This window comes from Prosthecodimorpha staleyi, assembly GCF_018729455.1.
Lineage (GTDB): Bacteria > Pseudomonadota > Alphaproteobacteria > Rhizobiales > Ancalomicrobiaceae > Prosthecodimorpha > Prosthecodimorpha staleyi.
The window spans coordinates 391,702-411,755 of record NZ_JAHHZF010000006.1; the positions used below are offsets into that span (position 1 = coordinate 391,702).

Below are 20,054 nucleotides of genomic sequence, written 5' to 3' on the forward strand. Positions count from 1 at the left end.
CCCCGTTCCGGTTGCGTTGAATCTGCACCCGAAACGAACGATTCGATCATCACTTTTGATTGGACCGAATGACGGCGGCGGGCAAGCGTGTCGGACCGCGCCAGAAGGACCGTGCCGCATGCTGACGATCGCCGATTTCGAAGCCGCCGCGGAGGTGGTCTACCGCCGCCTCGCCCCGACGCCGCAAATGGCCTGGCCGCTCCTGGAGGCGGCCATCGGCGCGCCGGTCTGGGTGAAACACGAGAACCACCTGATGACGGGCGCCTTCAAGGCGCGCGGCGGGCTCGTCTATGTCGACCGGCTGCTGCGCGAGCGGCCCCAGGTCAGCGGCGTCGTTTCGGCGACGCGCGGCAATCACGGGCAGTCGATCGCCCATGCGGTGCGCGGTACCGGGCTCGGCTGCGCCATCGTGGTGCCGCTCGGCAATTCGGTCGAGAAGAACGCCGCCATGCGGGCCTTCGGCGCCGAACTGATCGAACATGGCCGGGATTTCGACGAGGCGCGCGAGCGGGCCGCCGCGATCGCCGCCGAGCGCGGCTGGGAGATGGTGCCCTCCTTCCACCGGGATCTGGTCGCCGGCGTCGGCACCTATGCGATCGAGCTGTTCCGGGGGGTGCCCGATCTCGACCGGGTCTATGTGCCGATCGGGCTCGGCTCGGGCATCTGCGGGCTGATCGCGGCGCGCGATGCGCTCGGCCTGACGACGGAGATCGTCGGCGTCGTGTCGGAGAATGCCGTCTGCTATCGGCTCTCGCTCGAGGCCGGACGGCCGGTCTCGACCAACACGGCCGTCACCTTCGCCGACGGCATGGCGGTGCGGGTGCCCTCCCCGGAGGCCTTCGCCATCATCAAGGCCGGCGCCGCCGGCATCGTCACCGTCTCGGATGCGGCCGTCGCCGAGGCCATGCGGCTCCTCTATGCGACGACACACAACATCGCCGAGGGCGCCGGGGCGGCGGCGCTGGCGGCGCTGATGGCCGATCGCGAGAGGCTCGGCGGTCGGCGGACGGCGGTGATTCTGTCCGGCGGCAATGTCGACCGGCCCTGGTATCGCACGGTTCTCGACGGCGGCACGCCGCTACCGGGGTGACGGCGGAAACATCCGGAAAACTCCCAGGCTACTTTTTAATTATTCTAACTCATTGAGAAATCACTCGAATTCGGTTTGACATCGACAAAACCCCGTGCCTACGGTGCCGGCAGAGCGGACCTGACGCTCAACCCGGAACGCAGGGCCTTGCCCCCTGATGGAACGAGGAGTTTGACGATGTCTTGCAATTGGGTCCCCCGGCTGGGTGTCGGATTTGCCATGGTGGTCGCGACCGCCGGCGCCGCTGCGGCTGCCGAGGTCAACGTCTATACCTACCGCGAACAGCCGCTGATCCAGCCGATCTTCGACCAGTTCACGAAGGAGACCGGCATCCGCGTGAATGTGGTGTTCTCCAACAAGGGGTTGGAGGAGCGCATCCGCGCCGAGGGCGCCGCCAGCCCTGCCGACCTGTTCATCGCCGTCGACGCCGCCATCCTGGAGAAGGCCAAGGCGATGGGCATCGGCCAGCCGATCAAATCGGCGGCGGTCGACAAGGCCGTGCCGGCGCAGTTCCGCGACCATGACGGCACCTGGGTCGGCCTGACCTACCGCGCCCGCATCTTCTACGTCTCCAAGGAGCGCGTGAAGGACACCAGCCTGACCTATGCGGACCTGGCCGACCCGAAGTGGAAGGGCAAGCTCTGCGTCCGCTCCGGCCAGCATCCCTACAATATCGCCCTGATCGCCTCGATGATCACCCATCTCGGCCCGGACAAGACCGAGGCCTGGCTGAAGGGCTTCAAGCAGAATCTGGCAGCGAAGCCGTCCGGCAACGACCGCAGCCAAGTCAAGGCGGTCTATTCGGGCGAGTGCGACATCGGCGTCGGCAACACCTACTATTACGGGCTGATGGCGACCAACGAGAAGGAGCCCGAGCAGAAGGAATGGGCCAAGTCGGTGCGCGTGGTCATGCCGACTTTCGCCAGCGGCGGCAGCCATGTGAACATTTCCGGCGCGCTGCTCGCCAAGAACGCGCCCAACCGCGACGCCGCCCTGAAGCTGGTCGAGTTCATGGTCGGCGGCGAGGCGCAGAAGCTCTATGCCGAGCTGAACTTCGAGTATCCGGTCGTGGCCGGCGTCGCGCCGACGCCGCTGATCGCCGATCTCGGCAAGCTGGAGGCCGACAAGGCGAGCTTCGCGGAGATCGCCAAGAACCGCACCAAGGCCAGCGAGCTGGTCGACAAGGTCGGCTTCGACGACGGCCCGGGCAGCTGATCCGGCGGCTTCCGGCAGAATCCCGGCGGCTCGGCAATGGCCCCGACTGGACTTGGGTCGCGATCCCCGGCAGGACAGCATGATGATGCCCTGCCGAAACGCGATCGCCCCATGAGCCTCGTCAACGACCCGGACCTCGGGACCGGGGCCGATGCCGCGCCCGTCTTCGCCGGTACCGGCCAGGGCCGCACCTGGCGGGTGGCGGTCTGGATCGTGGCCGTGCTGGCCGCGCTGCCGCTCGTGGTCCTCGCCCTCGTCGCGATCTTCCCCGTGGAGGCCGACGAGGGCACGTCGCCCTGGCTGCATCTGATCGGCACGGTGCTGCCCGGCGCGACCGTGACGACTTTTCTGCTGATGGCCGGAATCGGCTGCCTGACGGCCGCGATCGGGGTGACAACCGCCTGGATCGTCGCCACCTGCCGTTTCCCCGGCCGCGGCTTCCTGGAATGGGCGCTGCTGCTGCCGCTGGCGATCCCGACCTATATCGTCGCCTACGCGCATGTCGAAGTGCTCGACTTCACCGGCCCGGTGCAGAGCGCGATCCGCTGGCTGTTCGGCTTCAAGTCGGCCAAGGACTACTGGTTCCCGAACCCGCGCTCCCTGCCGAGCGCGATCTTCGTCATGAGCCTCGTGCTCTACCCCTATGTCTACATGACCACCCGGGCGATGTTCGCGCTGCAGTCGGCCGCGACCATCGATGTCGCCCGCACGCTCGGCGCGGGTCCCTGGCGGGTCTTCTTCCGCGTGGCGCTGCCGCTCGCCCGCCCGGCACTGGCCGTCGGCGTGACGCTGTCGCTGATGGAATGCCTCAACGATATCGGCGCGGTCGAATATCTCGGCGTCAAGACGCTGACCTTCTCGGTCTACGACACCTGGCTCAATCGCGGCAGCCTGTCGGGCGCGGCGCAGATCGCCTGCCTGATGCTCGCCGTGGTGTTCCTCCTGGTCTGGGCCGAGCGCCATGCCCGGCGGCACCAGCGCTTCAGCCATGCGGCCTCGCGCAACCGGCCGATGGCGGGCTACCGGCTGTCCGGCAGCCACGCGGCGCTGGCCTTCGCGGCCTGCGCGCTGCCGGTGCTGCTCGGCTTCGTGGTGCCGGTCTCAGTGCTCGCCGACTATGCCTCGCGCCGGCTCGAAGTGCTGACCGATCCGGGCCTGATCCGCGCCGCCCGCAACAGCCTGGTCTTCGCCGCCGCGGCCGCGGCGCTGACCGTCGGCATCGGGCTGGTGCTGGCCTATGCGGTCCGCCTCAACCCGACGCGCACGGTGCGCGCGCTGGCCCGCGCCAGTTCGGTCGGCTACGCGGTGCCGGGCGCGGTGCTCGCCGTCGGCATCCTGCTGCCGCTGACCTATCTCGACAACCGGCTGAACGAGGCGACCGCGCTGATCTTCGGCACCGGCGCCGGACTGGTGCTGGTCTCCTCCGGCGTCGGCCTGATCTACGCCTATGTGGTCCGCTTCCTGGCCGTCTCGATCGGCTCGATCGAATCCGGCCTCTCCAAGATCAGCCTGCATCTCGACATGGCCGCGCGCACACTCGGACGCACCGCCGAGCAGAGCCTCGTCGAGATCCACCTGCCGCTACTCAGGCCGGTGCTGGTCTCGGCCGGCCTGCTGGTCTTCGTCGACGCCATGAAGGAACTGCCGGCGACGCTGCTGCTGCGCCCCTTCAATGTCGAGACCCTGGCGACCTGGGTCTATGTGCAGGCCTCGCGCGAGGCGATTGGCGATGCCGCCCCGGCCGCGCTTGCCATCGTGCTGGTCGGCCTCCTGCCGCTGCTGGTGCTTTCGCGCATCGGCCGGACCGCCGAGCGCCACGGCGCCCGCTGGCGTGCCGCGGCGGCGGCCGAAGGCAACGCCTGACGCCCGACGGGATCGAGCGGGAGCCGGCGCCCCCCAGCCGTCAGGGTCGGGCCAGGCCCGCCCGGGTCGCCGCGACGACAGCCTCCGCCGTGACCCCGAAATGGCGGTAGAGCGCATCGGCCGGCCCGGAGGCGCCGAAGCCGGTCATGCCGACGAAGCCGCCGGCCTCGCCGATCCAGCGCTCCCAGCCGAACTTCACCGCGGCCTCGACGGCGACGCGCACGGTTCCGGCGCCGAGCACGGCCGCGCGATAGTCGGCCGGTTGCGCTTCGAACAGTTCCCAGCAGGGCATCGAGACGACCGCCGTCGGCACGCCCTCGGCCTGCAGGATAGCCCGCGCGGCGAGCGCGATCTGCACCTCCGAGCCGGTCGACAGCAGCGTCACGCGACGCGGGCCGCCCTCGGCCTCGGCAAGCACATAGGCGCCGCGCCGGCAGCGATTGTCCGGGCCGCCGTCGCGGCGCAGCATCGGCACCTGCTGGCGGGCGAAGATCAGCGAGACCGGTCCGGTGCGATGGTCGAGCGCGATCTCCCAGCATTCGGCGGTCTCGACCGCGTCGGCCGGTCGCATCACCAGCATGTTGGGCAGGGCGCGCAGGCCGGCCAGCATCTCGACCGGCTGGTGGGTCGGCCCGTTCTTGCCGATGCCGATCGAGTCGTGGCTGAACACGAACTTGACCGGCAGGCCCATCAGCGCCGCCATGCGCATGGCCGGCCGCTCATAATCGGAGAAGGGCAGATAGGTGACCGCGAGCGGGATCACGCCGCCATGCGCGGCGAGCCCGTTGGCGAGCGACCCCATGGCATGCTCGCGCACGCCGCAATGGATGTAGCGCCCGGCGCGGTCGGCGGCGTCGAAGGCAGCGAGCTGGCGCTTGTGGTTGGTCGGGGCCTCCAGATCGGCGCAGCCGACCATCATCTCCGGCACGATGTCGTAGAGGAGCGCGGCGACATCGCTCGAGGTCTGGATCGAGAAGGCCGGCTGGCCTTCGTCCGCAAGACGAGCCTTGTGGGCCTGGAGCGCCGGACGCCAGCCCTCCGGCAGGTCCCCGGCCATCGTGCGCTCGAACAGGGCGCGGCGGTCGGCGTCGGCGCCGGCGAGCCGCGCCGCCCAGGCCGCGCGGGCCGACCGGCCCGGCTCCGCGGTACGCCGCCAGGCGGCGGCGACCCCGGCCGGCGTCTCGAAGGCGGCGCCGGTCCAGCCGAAGGCGGCCGCCATGGCGTCGCGATCGGCCGGGAACAGCTTGCCGGAATGGCCGCCGCGCTGGCCCTCCAGACGCGCCACGCCGCGCGCGATGATGGTCCGGCAGGCGATCAGGGACGGCCGCGGATCGGCCTTGGCGAGCACGATCGCGGCATCGATCGCCGCGATGTCGTGACCGTCGATCTCGACGACGTGCCAGCCGGCGACGCGGAAGCGCTCGGCCACATCCTCGGAGATCGACAGTCGCGTCGCGCCGTCGTCGGTGATCGCGTTGTCGTCCCAGAAGAAGGTCAGACGGCCGAGCCTCAAATGGCCGGCCAGCTGGATCACCTCCTGGCCGACGCCCTCCTGCAGGCAGCCGTCGCCGACGAAGGCCCAGGTGCGATGGTCGACCAGATCGCCGCCGAAGCGCGCGGCGAGATGCGCCTCGGCGATCGCCATGCCGAGCGCGTTGGCGATGCCCTGGCCGAGCGGCCCGGTGGTCGTCTCGATGCCGGCGGCGGGGTCATATTCCGGGTGGCCGGCGCAATGCGAACCGAGTTCGCGAAACCGCTTCACCTCGTCGAGGGAGATCTTCGCGTAGCCGGTCAGGTGGAGCAGCGCGTAGAGCAGCATCGAGCCGTGGCCGTTGGAGACGACCACGCGGTCGCGGTCGGCCCAGGTCGGGTCGGCGGGATCGAAGCGCAGGTGCCGCGTCGCGAGCACGGTCGCGATCTCGGCCATGCCGAGCGGCACGCCCTGATGCCCCTCCCCGGCCGCCAGGATGGCGTCGACGGCCAGAAAGCGGATGGCATGCGCCAACTCCTGCAGGGTTGCGGCGTCCATCTCCGGCATCTCTCCCGATCTTTTGCTTTGTACCGACACGCCTCCGGCCGCCGTCATGCGACAGCCGGCCGGAGGCGCGCGGGCCGCCATATTCCCCGGTCGAGGGCAAGGCGGAAAACGCAAAGAATGAAGGTCGAGATGAATTCAGTTCATGTTGCGCGGCCCGGCCGACCGCTCACTGCAGGGCGAGCAGGCTGTCGGCCGGGACATAGCCGAGGCGACGCCCGTCGCGCGCGATCAGGGACCAGCCGTCGCGGCTTTCCACGACCCTGACCTGCATGCCGGCGGCGAGCGGCGCGCCGGCCGCGGCGCCGGATCGGGCGCCCGGGCCCGGCAGGGCCGCGATCGGGCGCAGCAGCACATGGGTCGGCCGGGCCGGAATCGCCTCGACAGCACTCGCCGCGGCCGGGTCTGCGGTCTCGGCGATCGGGCGGCCGATCGCGAAGGGCGCGCCGACGATTCGCATCTGCGGGGTCTGGTCGCGGCCGAAATGCGCCCGGCTGGTCGCCTGCACGGTCTTGAAGACGTAGCTCGACAGCTCGGTGACCAGGATCTCGCCATCGCCATCGGCATCCGCCTTGGCGAGCCCGTCGAGCACCGCATGGGTGAAGATGCCGTGGCCGCGATAGCCCTCGTTGGCGGCTTCGGTCTCGGCCGCCGCCGTGATGATGGTCCGGCCGGTCGCCTTGATCAGGCGATCCATCGCGGTCGACCGCTCGATGCCGCGCACCGCCATCGAACCGCTCTCGCAGGCGTCGAACAGCAGCACCGACTTCAACGCCGGCACGGACGCAAACCAGGCCTGCCACTGCCGGCTCGCAATGCCGCCGGAGGTCACCGACGCGTCGCCCGCCGCCCCGAATCCGACCGGCAGGAAGTGGAACTCGCCATCCTCGGTCTTGCCGTGCCCGGCGAGGAAGAACACGAAGGTATCCTCCGGCCGGACCTCAGCGGCCAAGCCCTTGAAGGCCGCCTCGATGCCCTCCCGGGTCGCCTGACCGTCGAGGACGGTCACCACATTGACCTCCGAATAGACGTCCCGGCCCGCCGCCGACAGGGCGCGCGTCAGGCCGGTGGCGTCGGCGACCGCGAAATTCAGCCGGAACCGGCCGACCTCGTAGCGGTCGATGCCGATCGCCAGCACATGCAGCCGGGGCTTCGGCGCGGAGGCCGCGACCTTGCGGGTCACGGTGACGGCGGCGGCTTCCGAAGCGATCAGCCCGGCGGTGTTGTAGGCGATCGCGGTCACACGGTTCTCGCCCGGCGCCAGCGCGATCCGGCGGCGCAGGCGGGTCTCGCCCGACCGTGCGGCGGCCGGCCCCGGATCGCTGCCGACCACCGTGCCGCCGACGCGCCATTCGATCCGGCCAATACCGCCGCCGCGATCGGTCAGCACGAGTTCGAGTTCGACCGTCTCGCCTTCGATGGCGCTGCGGTCCGCGCCGGGCGCGAAGCCGAGCGACGGGGCGGCGCCGGAGCCCGAGACGCGGTCGAGATCGAGCCGCCGGGCCGCCGCGGCGACGACGCCCTTCGGATCGCCGGCCAGCGAGGCCTGGACCAGGTCCGGCCGGTAGAGCGCGCCCTGCGCCTGTTCGATGCCGAAGACATCGAGCCCGCGCACGATCGACAATTGCCGGGCGCCGTCCGCCGAGGCCGCGAAGAAGCCCGCCGGCGTGATCGAGGCCCACTCGTCTCCGGCCAGGCCAACCATGGTGGCGAGCGGCCGGCCGTCCGGCAGGCGATAGAGCCGGGTCGTGCCGTCCGCCGACAGGAGCGCCAGGCGGTCGAAGGCCGGAGAAAGGCTGATCTGGCTTTCCACCGTCGCCGCCCCGACGCGGAACGAACCGATCCGCCGACGCCGCTCCACGTCCCACAGCACCACGCCGGCATCGCGACCGGCGAGCAGCGCGGCGAGCCGCCTGCCGTCCGGGCTGATACGGAAATCGAGCACGGCGGAACCGATGTCGGGCGTGATCGACGGCAGTTCCCTGCCGTCGGCGACGGTCCAGAGCCGGATCGTGTCGCGCGAGACCCCGGCCCCGCCGATGGCGGCCAGACCGGCCGCCTCGGCATAGCGCACGGAGCGGAAATCGGAGGCGAGATCCGTGTGGGTCTGTGTCTTGAAATCCCAGCGGCGCAGGATCGGGGTGATCGGCGCGCTCCACGATGCGCCCTCAAGGTCGATCGCGCCGACCATCGCGCCGCCGTTCGCGGCCATGAGGCCGTCGTCGCGGGAGCGTGCCCGGGGGGCCATCAGTTTCTTGCCGATCTCCTGGCCGGTCTTCGTATCGTAGAGGGTCCCGAAGATGTCGTTGTAGCTCTGGCTCGAGAAGGTCGGCGCCGATGGCCGGTGGAAGAGCCGGCCGCCATCGGGCGTCAGCGCGACGAGGCCGGCATGCGGCACCGCCAGGATGCGGTGGGTGCCTGCCGGCAGGTCGACCAGGACCACGGGATCCTGCGAAGCCCCCGAGCGCGCCAGCGCCAGCATGCGGCCGTCGCGCGATTCCGACGCCGAGGTGACGGCATTGGTGCCGCCGAGCCGGATCGCCGCCCGGCGCTCGGCCCGGATCGGATCGGCCGGCCGGGACGGCATCCGGATCTCGAAGAGGTCGAGCATGCTTTCGTCGCGCCCGGCATCCTCGACCCGCTGGACCGCCAGCCAGCCGCCCTTCCGCCCGAGCTTCACGGCGGCGACGCGCCCGGCAACGGCGATCTCGCCCGCCGCGCCGCCGGCACCTTCGAGCACGATCCGGCCGGCCTCGGCGCGCGCGACGAGGTCGCCTCCGGCGTCGGCCGCCACATCGACGGCGGCGACATGGGCGGTGAGCCGGCGCCCGGTGGTCAGATCCCAATGCGAGACGCGCCGGCCGTCCCGATCGATCTGGACGAGGCGCCGCTCGTTCGGCAGCAGCGTGAAGCCGTCATCGGCCCCGAAGATATCGGACATGAACTGCCGGGTCGGATCCGCGACATCGACGATGCGCGACCGGGATTGGAGCCGACCGCCGCCCTGCTCGGAATAGACGCTCTCGTAGACGATCAGCCGCCGGCCGCTCGCCGAGAAGGCGACCGGGGTGCCGAAGCCGACCGACGCGGCGCTTGAGGCCGGGCCGCCGTCGACCGGCACCAGCGACAGCCGCGCGTTGGACGAGCCCTCGACGGCTTCCGAGAGGGCCAGCATGCGGCCGTCGGCGGAAAGCGTCGCGGCGCAGTCGCAGGTCCGGCGCAGCAGGGGCTGGCCGGAGGCGAGGTCCAGGACGATGGATTCGGTCAGTTCACGACCGCTCTCGTTCGCCCGGCGGCTCAAGAGCACCCGGCCGCCATCCTGCGACAGCGCCACGATGCGCGTCTCGGCAAAATCGCCCAGCCGGTCGTTCTGCCAGCCATCGAGCCCGACGCCGACCAGGCGGCCCCGTTCGTCCATGGCAATGGCGCGCCGGCCGTCGCCGGACACCAGGATATTGTAGGCGTTCGAAAGGGTGGATACCCGCACGCTCCGGCCGGAGCCGGTCAGGTCGGTCAGCACGAGCTCGGCGCTGTCGGTCGCGCGAGCAAAGCTCCCGCCGCCGGGGGCGAAGGCGATAACGCTGAGGCTGCCTGGATCGAAGGGCGCGATCGACGCGCCGGTGGCCGCATCGACGATGGAAAAGCGGGACGATCCGTCCACGGTTTCGAAGCGCGCGGCGAGGACGCGCCCGCCTGGATCGAGGGCGATCTGCTGACCCCTCGGGCCGCCCAGGATTCGCACCGGCGGACCCTGCTGCAGGCCGGTCGCAAGATCGAAGAAGATCACATAGGGGTCGCTGCCCCGGCCGACCATGGCGCCGCGCTCCGGGCCGGCGAAATGGATCGACCGGACCTCCGTCCGGCGGTCGAACAGGCGGTAGGTACGGATCAGGCGGCCGGTCTCGGCGTCCCAGAGCTTGGCCTCGGCATCCTCGGAGACGGTCAGGAGGCGGCGTTCGTCGGGCGAGAAGGCCACCGAACGGATCGGTTGGCGGTGCCCGGTCGGCAGGCGGAGTTCGAATGCGGCCTTGGGCGCGACAGCCGGTGTCGAGGCGGGGCGCCCCTGCGCAAGCGCCTCCGGCGCGGCCAGCACGATACCGGCCAGCATGGCAAGGGCCCCCGAAGCAATCCTGCGCAGCACCATACGATCCTCCGGCCAATCTGACAGGAAGGTGACGGCTGCGGTCGGATTGGGCAAGGGGACCGGGTCCCCGGCCCCGCCAAAGCGATTGGGACCCTCGGCCGGCCAGCCCCTCGACGCCGGGTTGCCGGTACGGCCGGCCGGACGATCGGCTTCAGAAGTCCAGCCGCGCGTTGTCGATCACCTCCTTCATCACGAAGAAGGTGCGCGTCTGGCGCACGCCCGGCAGCGCGATCAGCTGTTCGCCATGCAGGCGGTTGAAGTCGGCGATGTCGCGGACGCGGATCTTCAGGAAGAAGTCGAAGTCGCCGGCGACCAGATGGCAGTCGAGCACGAAGGGCAGTTGCCGGATCGCCAGTTCGAAGGCGCCGAAGCTCTCCGGCGTCGAGCGGTCCAGTTCGACGCCGACCATCACCAGCGTGCCGCGATCGACCTTGTCGGGCGCGATCTCGGCGCGGACCGAGCGGATGTAGCCTTCCTCGAACAGCCGCCGGGTACGCCGATGGCAGGTCGCCGCGCTGACATGGACGAGGTCCGCCAACTCGGCATTGCTGATCCGGCCATCCTCTTGCAGATGCTGGAGAATCCGGCGATCGACGCGATCGAGACCATCGGGCATGAAAGAATCTTCCGAAAATTCTATCTTACTGATCTCAATCTCTCATGAACGAGTGAAATCATGCAAGATACGTCCTCCAACGGGCATGACTTTGAGAGGACGTTTCTTCGGCAAATTGCTAGGGTCCGGCTGTCCTTCCTCCCGGAGCCCGCCATGCTGCGCCTCGACCGTTTCGAAAAATATCCCCTCACCTTCGGCCCGACCCCGATCGAGCATCTGCCGCGCCTGACCGCGGCGCTCGGCGGCAAGGTGCAGATCTACGCCAAGCGCGACGACTGCAATTCGGGTCTCGCGATGGGCGGCAACAAGCTCCGGAAGCTCGAATATATCGTGCCGGACGCGATCGCGGCCGGTGCCGACACGCTGGTCTCGATCGGCGGCGTGCAGTCCAACCACACCCGCATGGTCGCCGCGACCGCGGCCAAGATCGGCATGAAATGCGTCGTCATCCAGGAGAGCTGGGTGCCGCACGAGGACGCCGTCTATGACCGCGTCGGCAACATCCTGATGACCCGCCTGATGGGCGCCGACAGCCGCATCATGCCCGACGGCTTCGACATCGGCATCCGCAAGAGCTGGGAAGACGCGATCCAGTCGGTCAAGGATGCCGGCGGCAAACCCTACGGCATCCCGGCCGGCGCCTCGGTGCACAAATATGGCGGCCTCGGTTATGTCGGCTTCGCCGAAGAGGTGCGCCGCCAGGAGGCCGAGCTCGGCTTCAAGTTCGACTACATCATCGTCTGCGTGGTCACCGGCTCGACCCAGGCCGGCATGATCGTCGGCTTCGCGGCCGACGACCGCGCCGACCGCGTCATCGGCATCGACGCCTCCGGCACCCCGGCGCAGACCCGCAGCCAGGTGCGCGAGATCGTCGATCGGACCGCCGATCTGGTCGAACTCGGTCGCGCCGTGCGCGACGACGAGATCGTCATCCTGGAAGACTACGCCTATCCGGCCTATGGCGTGCCCTCGAAGGAGACCAACGAGGCCATCCGGCTCGCCGCCCGCACCGAGGCGATGATCACGGACCCGGTCTACGAGGGCAAGTCGATGCAGGGCATGATCGACCTCGTGCACAAGGGCTATTTCCCGGAAGGCTCGCGCGTGCTCTACGCCCATCTCGGCGGCGCACCGGCCCTCAACGGCTACGCCTACACCTATCGCAACGGCTGAGCCTGCCCGCCGAAACGAGGCAACACGGCCATGCCGACCCCGGCATGGCCGTTCTGCTGCCGGGATCCGCTATTTTCCGGTGGTGAGCGCCAGGACCCGGTCATAGGCCGCCGGGAAGCCCTTCAGCGAGCCCTTCAGTTCGAGCGGCTGCCCGTTGTCCATCGAGGTGGTCAGCAGCAGCAGCCTGGCCTTCTTCAGGGTCGCGACCGCCTTGGCATCGAGCACCGCCGGCACGACGCAGCCGACCGGCAGGCAGGTCCGGAAGCGCAGCACCTGCCGCAGGCCGCCGTCGTCGGAGGCGAGCACGATGCCGGCCGCCAGATCGAGGCCGAACGGCAGCACGGCGGTCAGTGTGGTGCGATCCGGCCCGGCCGCCAGTTCCAGCGCCAGAACGCGCTGCTTGGTCTTACCGTCGACCTGGTTCTGCACCATGCTGCATTGACGCTTGGCGTCCGCGAGCGTCCGGCACACCACCAGCCAGTCGTCGTAGGTTTCCTGCAGGCTGGACGGCTGCGGCGCCGCCCCCGCTGCGGCCTGAGCCCGGACCCCGGTCGCGCCCGTCAGCCAGAGCCCTGCGCAGGCCGTCAGTACCGCCACGAGACGTTTCATTGCAGATCCTCAAGTTTCGATCCGCGCCGGATCGCATAGCAGCCGGCCATCGGGGGCGACAGTCCGGGCGACGCGCCGCCCCGGTTGCACTCGATCCGCTCAGAACGCGACCTTGAAACCGCCGCGCGCCACGTCGGTGCGCGACCGGTCGGTGAACTGCGCATGTTCGAAGCTGCCGAACAGGCTGGCGGAACCGGACAGCTTGAGGTCGAAGCCGACCGCCAGCGATCCGCCATAGACGGTCTTGTCGCCGACCGGCTTGACGGTGAAGTCCGCGCCGGACACCGAGGCTCCGTAGCCACCCTTGTCGAACCACTGGGTCGCGGTCGCGCCGCCGCCGATCCAAACGGTCGAGGGCTGGCCGGCGCCGGTATCGATCCGATAGCCGAGACGGGCGTCGAAGCGCTCCTCCAGGCTCTGCGAACTGCGGCTGTCGTAGCGGACATTCTGCGACGAGCCGGATTCGGTGTAGCCGTCGAACTGCGTCGCCACGTAGCGGATGCCGAGGCTCGGGCGCAGGGTCCAGTTCGGCGCCAGCGCATACTTGGCCGAGAGGGCCAGTTCCGGCGAAATGAAGCGGCCGTCGAAGGACCCCTTGGCGACATCGCCGCCGCCGATGCGGCGCTCGGCATCCGCCCAGACGTATCCGCCGGTCAGCGACGCGTCGAAGGCCAGCATGCCGAAGCTGCGCCGGGCATAGAGACCGGCCAACGCCATGTCGGCGTCAAGCGAAGCCGAACCGTCGGAGAGCGTGTTCGACGTGCGGCCGGCGCCGCCGAAGGCCCCGATCCGCCAATCCTCGTAGACGCGATCGGCACCGGCGAGCGTGCCGTACTGATGCGCATCCGAACCCGCCGCCGCGCCGTCGGCGCTCTGGTCGCGCGTGCCGTAGAAGCCACGCATCCAGAACAGCGTGCCGGCCGGATCGACCGCGACCGACTGGCCGCGGCCGTCGTTGAAGACGCGCAGGGTCGGGCTTGCGGCCGGCTTGCCTTCCGCCGCATAGCCCAGCGCACCGCCGGAACCGGCCGGCGGCAGGACGGCGGCCCCGCGCTCGGTGTCCAAATCCATGATGTCGCGCAGAACGCCCGAGACCTGATTCTGCATCACCGCGGCCGAGCGGTCGACCGCCGTGCTGCCGCTGGTGTCGACCACCAGGATGTCGCCGGTGCCGGCCCCGTTCAGGCCGGAGGTGATCAGCGTGCGGGCCGACCCGCGCAGCTTGATGGTGTTCTGGTCGAGCAGATAGTCCTGCACCGCCAGGGTGTAGCTGCCGGTATAGAAGCTGATCCGGTTGCCGGTCGTGTTCTGGAAGGCGATGCCGCCTTCGAAGGCCGAGCCGTCATAGACGTTGAGGCGGTTGCCATTGGCGTTGAAGCGGACCGCCGCCCCGGCGCTGCCGCTGATCGTACCGCGATTGGTGACCGTCGTCGCCGAATAGGCATCGACACCATAGGCCTCGCCAGAGATTGTGCCGCTGTTGTCGACGACCGCCGACACGGTCGCATTGGTGACCACGCCGGTGCCGATGCTGGCTGTGATGGACCCTGAATTCTTGACGACCGTGTGGGTCGCATCCAGGTAGGCACCATAGTTCACGGCCGCGATGCTGCCGGAATTCACGAGCCGGGCCGTGCCGGCGATGGTGTTGCTGCCGACCGTATCCGCCGCAGTGTCGTTGATCGTGTCGATCGTGCCCTGACCGGCCCCGTTCGAGATGAAGACGCCCGAAAGGCCGTTCAGCGTGCCGGAATTGGTCACCGTCGCATCGACCGACGGGGTATGGGCCACCACTGCCGCGTCATAGGCGGCGGTAACCGTGCCGGAATTGACGATCGTCACGGTGCCGGCGAAATCGACATTGGCGCGCAGGCCCGAATAGCCATAGTCGGCGCCGAGCGTATCGGTGGGCGCCATCGAGGCGGACACGATGCCGGAATTGATGATGGTTGCGTTGCCGCGCTCGGTCGCCGCCTGCACGGCATTGCGGTCGTCGGCGGTCGCGGTGCCGGAATTGACGACGATGGCGTCGCCGGCTTTCGACCAGGCGACCAGGGCCTGGCGGGTGACCGAATGCACCGTGCCGGCATTGTCGACCGAAGCGAGGCCGTAATAGGCGATCGCCCGGGCGCCGGCGAGCTGGGCTTCGACCGTCGCGCCGGCCATGTTCCGGATCGACGAGGTCTGCATCGGCGCGTTGATCGCCGTGACATAGCCGTTGTTGTCGACCGTGGCGGCCGCGAAGTTGCCGTCCGCATAAAGACCGCGGCCGCTCATGGCGGTGACGGAGCCGCGGTTGATCACCGTGGCGGCGCCGAGATGGGTGGTCGCGGTCAGTCCGTCGACGACGGCGCCGTCTTCCACCTCGGCATTGGTGAAGGGGGTGTTGTCGTCGTGGATGCCGACCGCCGTGACCATACCGGAATTGTCGATCACGACATCGCCGGCACCTTCGCTGCGCAGGAAGACCGCGCCGCCGTAGCGGGCGTGGGAATCGATGACGACGCCGGCTTCGATGATCGCGGTCGAGTTCTGGGTCACGTTGGCGTTGTTGCCCGACCCGGTCGAGACCATCGAGATGCCGCTGCCGCCGTTGACGCCGCTCTGACCGCCCGTGCTGTCGAGCACGCTGCCGCCGGTCACCGTCAGGGTCTGCGTGAAGGTGCCGGAGGGCGTGTTCGGCGGCGGGCTGTAGAAGATGCCGATCGAATTGACCCCGTCGACCGTCAGCGTGGACGACCCGAACCCGGCCGTGACGGTGACGCCGCTGGAATCACAGCTGCCCACCGTGGCGTTGTCGATGGTGCATCCGGCCTCGGCGCCGACGGCCGACAGCGCCAGGGCCATCGAGGCCGTGGCCAAGGGCAGCAGCCCCCGGTTGCGCCCCGACAGTGCGACCGGCTCGAAACGACGCGACCTGGAATTCATAGTCCCCCCTGACGGCCGGCATCGCCCGACGGCGCACCGGCCTTCCGCAACCCGGGCGATTCCCGGTGCAGATTACCAAAACGTTACAAAGTGTATCTCCGCGCGGGAAGCGCGTCCGCGACACACTCACAGCTTTCGCACACGGTTCCTCTCGACAACCCGGGACCCCAGCACGGCACGCTCGCGGCCGGGATCGGGCGCGCCGCAAGGCATTTGCCTCCCGACAGGGGATGGCGGGCCGTCGGACCGGGCTCCGCGCATGGCAGCAATGCCGATGAAGCGCGCCGTCCGGAGACGGTCGATCCCCACCTCCCCCTTTGACCGCGCCGCCTCGACAGTCCAAGACTGCACGGCAACAAGACTCCCGGGGGGGACTCCATGGCGCTCGACCGCATCTGGTATCCGATCGACAAGTGCTTCATCGACGGCGCCTGGCTCGAACCCGAGGGCGGCGGGCGCCTGCCGCTGGAAGACCCGTCTCATGGCGAGATCGTCGGTTCGATCGCGCGCGGCTCGGCCGGCGACGTGGATGCGGCGGTCGCGTCGGCGCGCGCGGCGCTGCAGGGCCCCTGGGGCCGGCTGTCCGCCGCCGAGCGCGGGCGCATCCTGGCGCGGATCGGCGAGATCGTGACGACCCGGATCGACGATCTCGCCGCCATCGAGGCGATGGATGTCGGCAAGCCGCTGAAGCAGGCGCGCGCGGACGCGATCGCACTGGCCCGCTACATGGAATTCTATGCCGGCGCCTGCGACAAGATCATGGGCGAGACGATCCCGTATCTGGACGGCTACACGGTCTATACGTTGCGCCAGCCGCACGGCGTCACCGGCCATATCGTGCCGTGGAATTATCCGATGCAGATCGTCGGCCGTTCCGTCGGGGCCGCGCTGGCGATGGGCAATGCCTGCGTGCTGAAGCCGGCCGAGGAAGCCTGCCTGACGGCGCTGGCCTTCGCGGCGATCGCGGCGGAAGCCGGCCTGCCGGCTGGCGCTCTGAACGTCGTGCCGGGCCTCGGCGAGGAGGCCGGCGAGGCGCTGGCCGGCCATCCGGACATCGACCACATTTCGTTCACCGGGTCCAATCCGGTCGGCACGCTGGTCCAGATGGCGGCCGCGCGCCACACCGTGCCGGTGACCCTGGAACTCGGCGGCAAGTCGCCGCAACTCTTCTTCAAGGATGCCGATATCGACCGCGCGCTGCCGTTCCTGGTCAATGGCGGCATCCAGAATGCCGGCCAGACCTGCTCGGCCTCCTCGCGCATCCTGGTCGAGCGGTCGCGCTTCGCCGAGGTGGTCGGGCGGATGGCCGGCCGCTACAAGATGCTGCGGGTCGGCCCCGCCGAGGCCGATCTTGACCTGGGTCCGCTGATCTCCGAGCGGCAAAAGGCGATCGTTTCGGCCTATCTCGCCCATGGCGCCGGCCTCGACCGCGCCGCCGCCGGGCAGGTCATCGAAAACGCCCCGGCCGGCGGCCATTACGTGGCGCCGACGCTGTTCGCCGGCGTCTCGCCCGACCATGTCCTGGCACGCGAGGAGATTTTCGGTCCGGTCCAGGTCGTCATTCCGTTCGACGACGAGGCCGAGGCGGTCGCCATCGCCAACGGCACCGGCTACGGACTGGTCGCCGGGGTGTGGACGGCGGACGGCGGGCGGCAGATGCGGCTGGCCCGCAGATTGAGGGCCGGCCAGGTGTTCCTCAACAATTACGGCGCCGGCGGGGGCGTGGAACTGCCGTTCGGCGGCGTCGGCCGATCCGGCCACGGCCGCGAGAAGGGTTTCGAGGCGTTGTACGGCTTCTCGGCGCTGAAGACGGTCGCCGCCCATCACGGCTGACCGGCGATCCGGCCGGTCGGAACCACGGCCGGACGACGCTGGGGAAAAGACGAAGGCCTCGGTGCCTATCCCGGCCGGGGGCCGGACAGGCGCCCGAATCGGCGGATAGAACGGTCGGGGTTGGCGGAGCAGGCGGGAGGTTCACGATGCGCATGATGAATGCCGGCGGCACGAGGCTGCACTATTGTGTCGACGGCCCGGACGGCGGCTTGCCGGTCGTGTTCGCCAATTCGCTCGGCACCGACCTGCGGGTCTGGAACGCCATGCTGCCGCTGCTGCCCAAGGGCCTGCGCATCGTCCGCTACGACAAGCGCGGCCACGGCCTCAGCGAATCCTTCCCGGCCCCCTATGCGATGGACGACCATGTCGCCGATCTCGCCGCCCTCCTGGACACGCTCGGCGTCACCGGCGCGGTCGTGGTCGGGCTGTCGATCGGCGGGCTGATCGCCCAGGGTCTCGCCGCATCCCGGCCGGACCTGGTCCGTGCGCTGGTGTTGATGGATACCGCCCACCGGATCGGAACGGCCGAAAGCTGGAACGCGCGCATCGAGGCGATCCGGTCGGGCGGACTGGAAAGCATCGCCGACGCGGTGATGGAACGCTGGTTCTCGGCCGCGTTCCGGGACAGCCGCGCGGACGACGTGCTCGGCTGGCGCAACATGATGGTCCGCACCCCGGTCGAAGGCTATATCGGTTCCTGCACGGCCATCCGCGACACCGACTATGGCGTCGAGGCCGCCGCGCTCGGCGTGCCGACGCTGGCGATCTGCGGTTCCAACGATCTCGCAACGCCGCCCGACCTGGTCCGCGCGACCGCCGCGCTGATTCCGGGCGCACGCTTCGAACTGCTCGACGGACCCGGCCACCTGCCTCCGGTCGAGGCCCCTGAACGGACGGCCGAACTGGTGGCCGGCTTCGTCGCCGGCCTGCTGCAATAGTCCCCCGGACCGGCGCCGGCAGGGTCGGCGCGGACGGCGGTGGACGAAGCCCGGCCCGACGGTGACAAGCCGGTTCCGGCTCCCTAGTCTTGGCGCCGGGCATCGACACTGGGCGGGTCCGCGTCGACACCCCGCATGCCGGACCCGGCTGCCGGCGACCACCGCCCCGCGCGGCCGGCGCGGCTTTCCGGGCGAGGCTCTTCGGGCGCAGCCCGCGATCGACAGACTTCGGATTTCGGCGGAGACGACAGTGACCAGGAGAGGACGCCGCGCGGCGATGCCGGGGACAGGCGGCGTGGCGCAGCATCGTGGCAGCCCGGTGCGCCGGTGGGGCGCATCCGCCCTTCTGCCGGTCATGCTGTTCGCCGCCGGCACGGCCGCAGCCGACGACACCATCCCGGACTTCAGGCTGCGCGTCATGCGCGGCGGGACCGAACTCGAAATCGCCGGCGGGCTGCGCGCCGGCATCGCGGAGCGGACCGAGAAACTGCTGGCCGCCCATCCGGCCGTGACGGTCGTCCACCTGAACAGCACCGGCGGCGTGGTCAAGGAAGGCCTCGACCTGTTCCAGCTGTTCCGCGGCCGCAAGCTCGATACCTATGTGGCGAATATCTGCTTCTCGGCCTGCACCGTCGCCTTCGCGGGTGGACGCGAGCGCTATGCGCTCGACGCGGCACGGATCGGCTTCCACGAACCGGTCAACGAGGGCGGGCCGCTCGCGGGCGTCGGCATCGCCAAGGACGAACTGCGCCGTGCCTATGACGCCGCCGGTTTCAACAAGGCGCTGGTGGAGCGCGGCCTCAAGGTGCCGCACGCGGATCTCTGGACGCCGACCCGCGACGAACTCACGGCCGCGGGCGTGGTCACCGGCTATGTCGATGGCGGCCGCTTTTCCGCCTCCGGCTGGGGCGTCTCGGTCACGCCCGCCACGGTGCGCGAGGAATTCCGAAAATCCTCGCCGATCTATTCGGCCCTCGAACGCAGCCAACCGGTCCAGGCGCGCGAACTCTATGGCCGCGTGGCGAAGCTCTACGGGCGCGGCGCGACCAGCGACGAACTGTTCGGCATGGTCAGCCTGCGCGTTCACGAACTGGTCCAGCCGCGCTTCGCCAACGCGCCGGACGGCCCGATCCTGCAGTTCGGACGCGCCATTGCGCGCCAGTTCGCGGAATTGCGGGCAAAGGATCCGGGGATGTGCTGGCAGGTGATGCGTGCGGGCAGCTCGCCGGCGGTGACCGCGCAGCTGTCGGAAGAGGCCCAGCGGGACGAGCGGGACGCGCTGGTGGCGATCCTGCAATCACCGGCGACCGGCCGAACGCTGTCCAAATCCGGACAGGCGCGCGTGATGATCGCCCTGCGTCGGATCGTCGAGGGCCGGATCACGCCGGCACAGTTCGCTCTGCTCGACCGCGCGGAGATCGCCCTCCCCGACCGCCCCGACTATTGCGTCGCCATCGCGGCCATTCTGGATGGCATCCTCAAATTGCCCGAGCGCGACGCCGCCGGCCTGCTGCGCACCTTCCTCGGCCAGAACAATTGACGCCTACGCCCGGCCATGCGAGCAGAGCCGGGGGGATCGCGGGCGGCGGCGCCGCCGCAGTAGACGGGCA

General features: G+C 69.8%; 12 protein-coding genes. 7 read left to right on the forward strand and 5 right to left on the reverse strand.

The annotated features are described in order from the left end of the window. Positions 1-118: 118 nt before the first annotated feature. From KL771_RS14515 to KL771_RS14525, 3 genes are all read left to right on the forward strand, one after another. Positions 119-1,090, forward strand: coding sequence for a threonine dehydratase (locus tag KL771_RS14515; RefSeq protein ID WP_261969261.1), 972 nt, complete (start codon positions 119-121; stop codon positions 1,088-1,090). Between the two features lie 171 nt (positions 1,091-1,261). Then, positions 1,262-2,305, forward strand: coding sequence for an extracellular solute-binding protein (locus tag KL771_RS14520; protein ID WP_390866814.1), 1,044 nt, complete (start codon positions 1,262-1,264; stop codon positions 2,303-2,305). A 111-nt stretch (positions 2,306-2,416) separates the two neighbouring features. Beyond that, positions 2,417-4,168 carry an ABC transporter permease gene (locus tag KL771_RS14525; RefSeq protein ID WP_261969263.1) on the forward strand — a complete coding sequence of 584 codons (1,752 nt, stop codon included), beginning with the start codon at positions 2,417-2,419 and terminating at the stop codon, positions 4,166-4,168. Positions 4,169-4,208: 40 nt separating this feature from the next. Here KL771_RS14525 and tkt read toward each other — a convergent pair whose 3' ends face one another. The 3 genes from tkt to KL771_RS14540 all read right to left on the reverse strand — a co-directional run bounded on the left by tkt (position 4,209) and on the right by KL771_RS14540 (position 10,963). Then, positions 4,209-6,206 carry a transketolase gene (gene tkt / locus KL771_RS14530; protein ID WP_449301121.1) on the reverse strand — a complete coding sequence of 666 codons (1,998 nt, stop codon included), beginning with the start codon at positions 6,204-6,206 and terminating at the stop codon, positions 4,209-4,211. A 166-nt stretch (positions 6,207-6,372) separates the two neighbouring features. Continuing rightward, the gene (locus tag KL771_RS14535) at positions 6,373-10,401 is read right to left on the reverse strand and encodes a caspase family protein (RefSeq protein ID WP_261969265.1); all 4,029 of its coding nucleotides are present in this window, start codon (positions 10,399-10,401) and stop codon (positions 6,373-6,375) included. A gap of 97 nt (positions 10,402-10,498) precedes the next feature. Then, entirely contained in the window at positions 10,499-10,963 is a 465-nt protein-coding gene (locus KL771_RS14540) for an Lrp/AsnC family transcriptional regulator (protein ID WP_261969266.1), read from the reverse strand. Between the two features lie 153 nt (positions 10,964-11,116). Between KL771_RS14540 and KL771_RS14545 the strand changes: the two genes are divergently transcribed. Continuing rightward, on the forward strand, positions 11,117-12,136 hold the full coding sequence (locus KL771_RS14545; protein ID WP_261969267.1) for a 1-aminocyclopropane-1-carboxylate deaminase: 1,020 nt from the start codon (positions 11,117-11,119) through the stop codon (positions 12,134-12,136). 69 nt (positions 12,137-12,205) lie between these two features. Here KL771_RS14545 and KL771_RS14550 read toward each other — a convergent pair whose 3' ends face one another. Both KL771_RS14550 and KL771_RS14555 read right to left on the reverse strand, forming a co-directional pair. Further along, positions 12,206-12,745, reverse strand: a complete 540-nt coding sequence (locus KL771_RS14550; protein WP_261969268.1) for an invasion associated locus B family protein — start codon at positions 12,743-12,745, stop codon at positions 12,206-12,208. A 99-nt stretch (positions 12,746-12,844) separates the two neighbouring features. After that, positions 12,845-15,673, reverse strand: coding sequence for an autotransporter outer membrane beta-barrel domain-containing protein (locus KL771_RS14555; protein WP_261969269.1), 2,829 nt, complete (start codon positions 15,671-15,673; stop codon positions 12,845-12,847). Between the two features lie 378 nt (positions 15,674-16,051). Between KL771_RS14555 and KL771_RS14560 the strand changes: the two genes are divergently transcribed. The 3 genes from KL771_RS14560 (at position 16,052) to KL771_RS14570 (ending at position 19,984) form a co-directional block, all read left to right on the forward strand. Continuing rightward, positions 16,052-17,506, forward strand: coding sequence for an aldehyde dehydrogenase family protein (locus KL771_RS14560; RefSeq protein ID WP_261969270.1), 1,455 nt, complete (start codon positions 16,052-16,054; stop codon positions 17,504-17,506). Positions 17,507-17,652: 146 nt separating this feature from the next. Continuing rightward, a complete protein-coding gene (gene pcaD / locus KL771_RS14565; protein ID WP_261969271.1) occupies positions 17,653-18,444 on the forward strand; it encodes a 3-oxoadipate enol-lactonase in 792 nt (263 codons plus the stop codon). A 295-nt stretch (positions 18,445-18,739) separates the two neighbouring features. Beyond that, complete coding sequence (locus KL771_RS14570) at positions 18,740-19,984, forward strand: COG3904 family protein (protein ID WP_261969272.1); 1,245 nt, start codon at positions 18,740-18,742, stop codon at positions 19,982-19,984. Positions 19,985-20,054 lie beyond the last annotated feature (70 nt).

What these genes read in the sequence shown, in the direction of transcription:
- pcaD (WP_261969271.1), top strand. Translation starts at nt 17,653, where the DNA reads ATGCGCATGATGAATGCCGGCGGCACGAGGCTGCACTATTGTGTCGAC.
- KL771_RS14550 (WP_261969268.1), bottom strand. Translation starts at nt 12,745, where the DNA reads ATGAAACGTCTCGTGGCGGTACTGACGGCCTGCGCAGGGCTCTGGCTG.
- KL771_RS14560 (WP_261969270.1), top strand. Translation starts at nt 16,052, where the DNA reads ATGGCGCTCGACCGCATCTGGTATCCGATCGACAAGTGCTTCATCGAC.
- tkt (WP_449301121.1), bottom strand. Translation starts at nt 6,206, where the DNA reads ATGCCGGAGATGGACGCCGCAACCCTGCAGGAGTTGGCGCATGCCATC.
- KL771_RS14515 (WP_261969261.1), top strand. Translation starts at nt 119, where the DNA reads ATGCTGACGATCGCCGATTTCGAAGCCGCCGCGGAGGTGGTCTACCGC.
- KL771_RS14540 (WP_261969266.1), bottom strand. Translation starts at nt 10,963, where the DNA reads ATGCCCGATGGTCTCGATCGCGTCGATCGCCGGATTCTCCAGCATCTG.
- KL771_RS14555 (WP_261969269.1), bottom strand. Translation starts at nt 15,673, where the DNA reads ATGAATTCCAGGTCGCGTCGTTTCGAGCCGGTCGCACTGTCGGGGCGC.
- KL771_RS14525 (WP_261969263.1), top strand. Translation starts at nt 2,417, where the DNA reads ATGAGCCTCGTCAACGACCCGGACCTCGGGACCGGGGCCGATGCCGCG.
- KL771_RS14545 (WP_261969267.1), top strand. Translation starts at nt 11,117, where the DNA reads ATGCTGCGCCTCGACCGTTTCGAAAAATATCCCCTCACCTTCGGCCCG.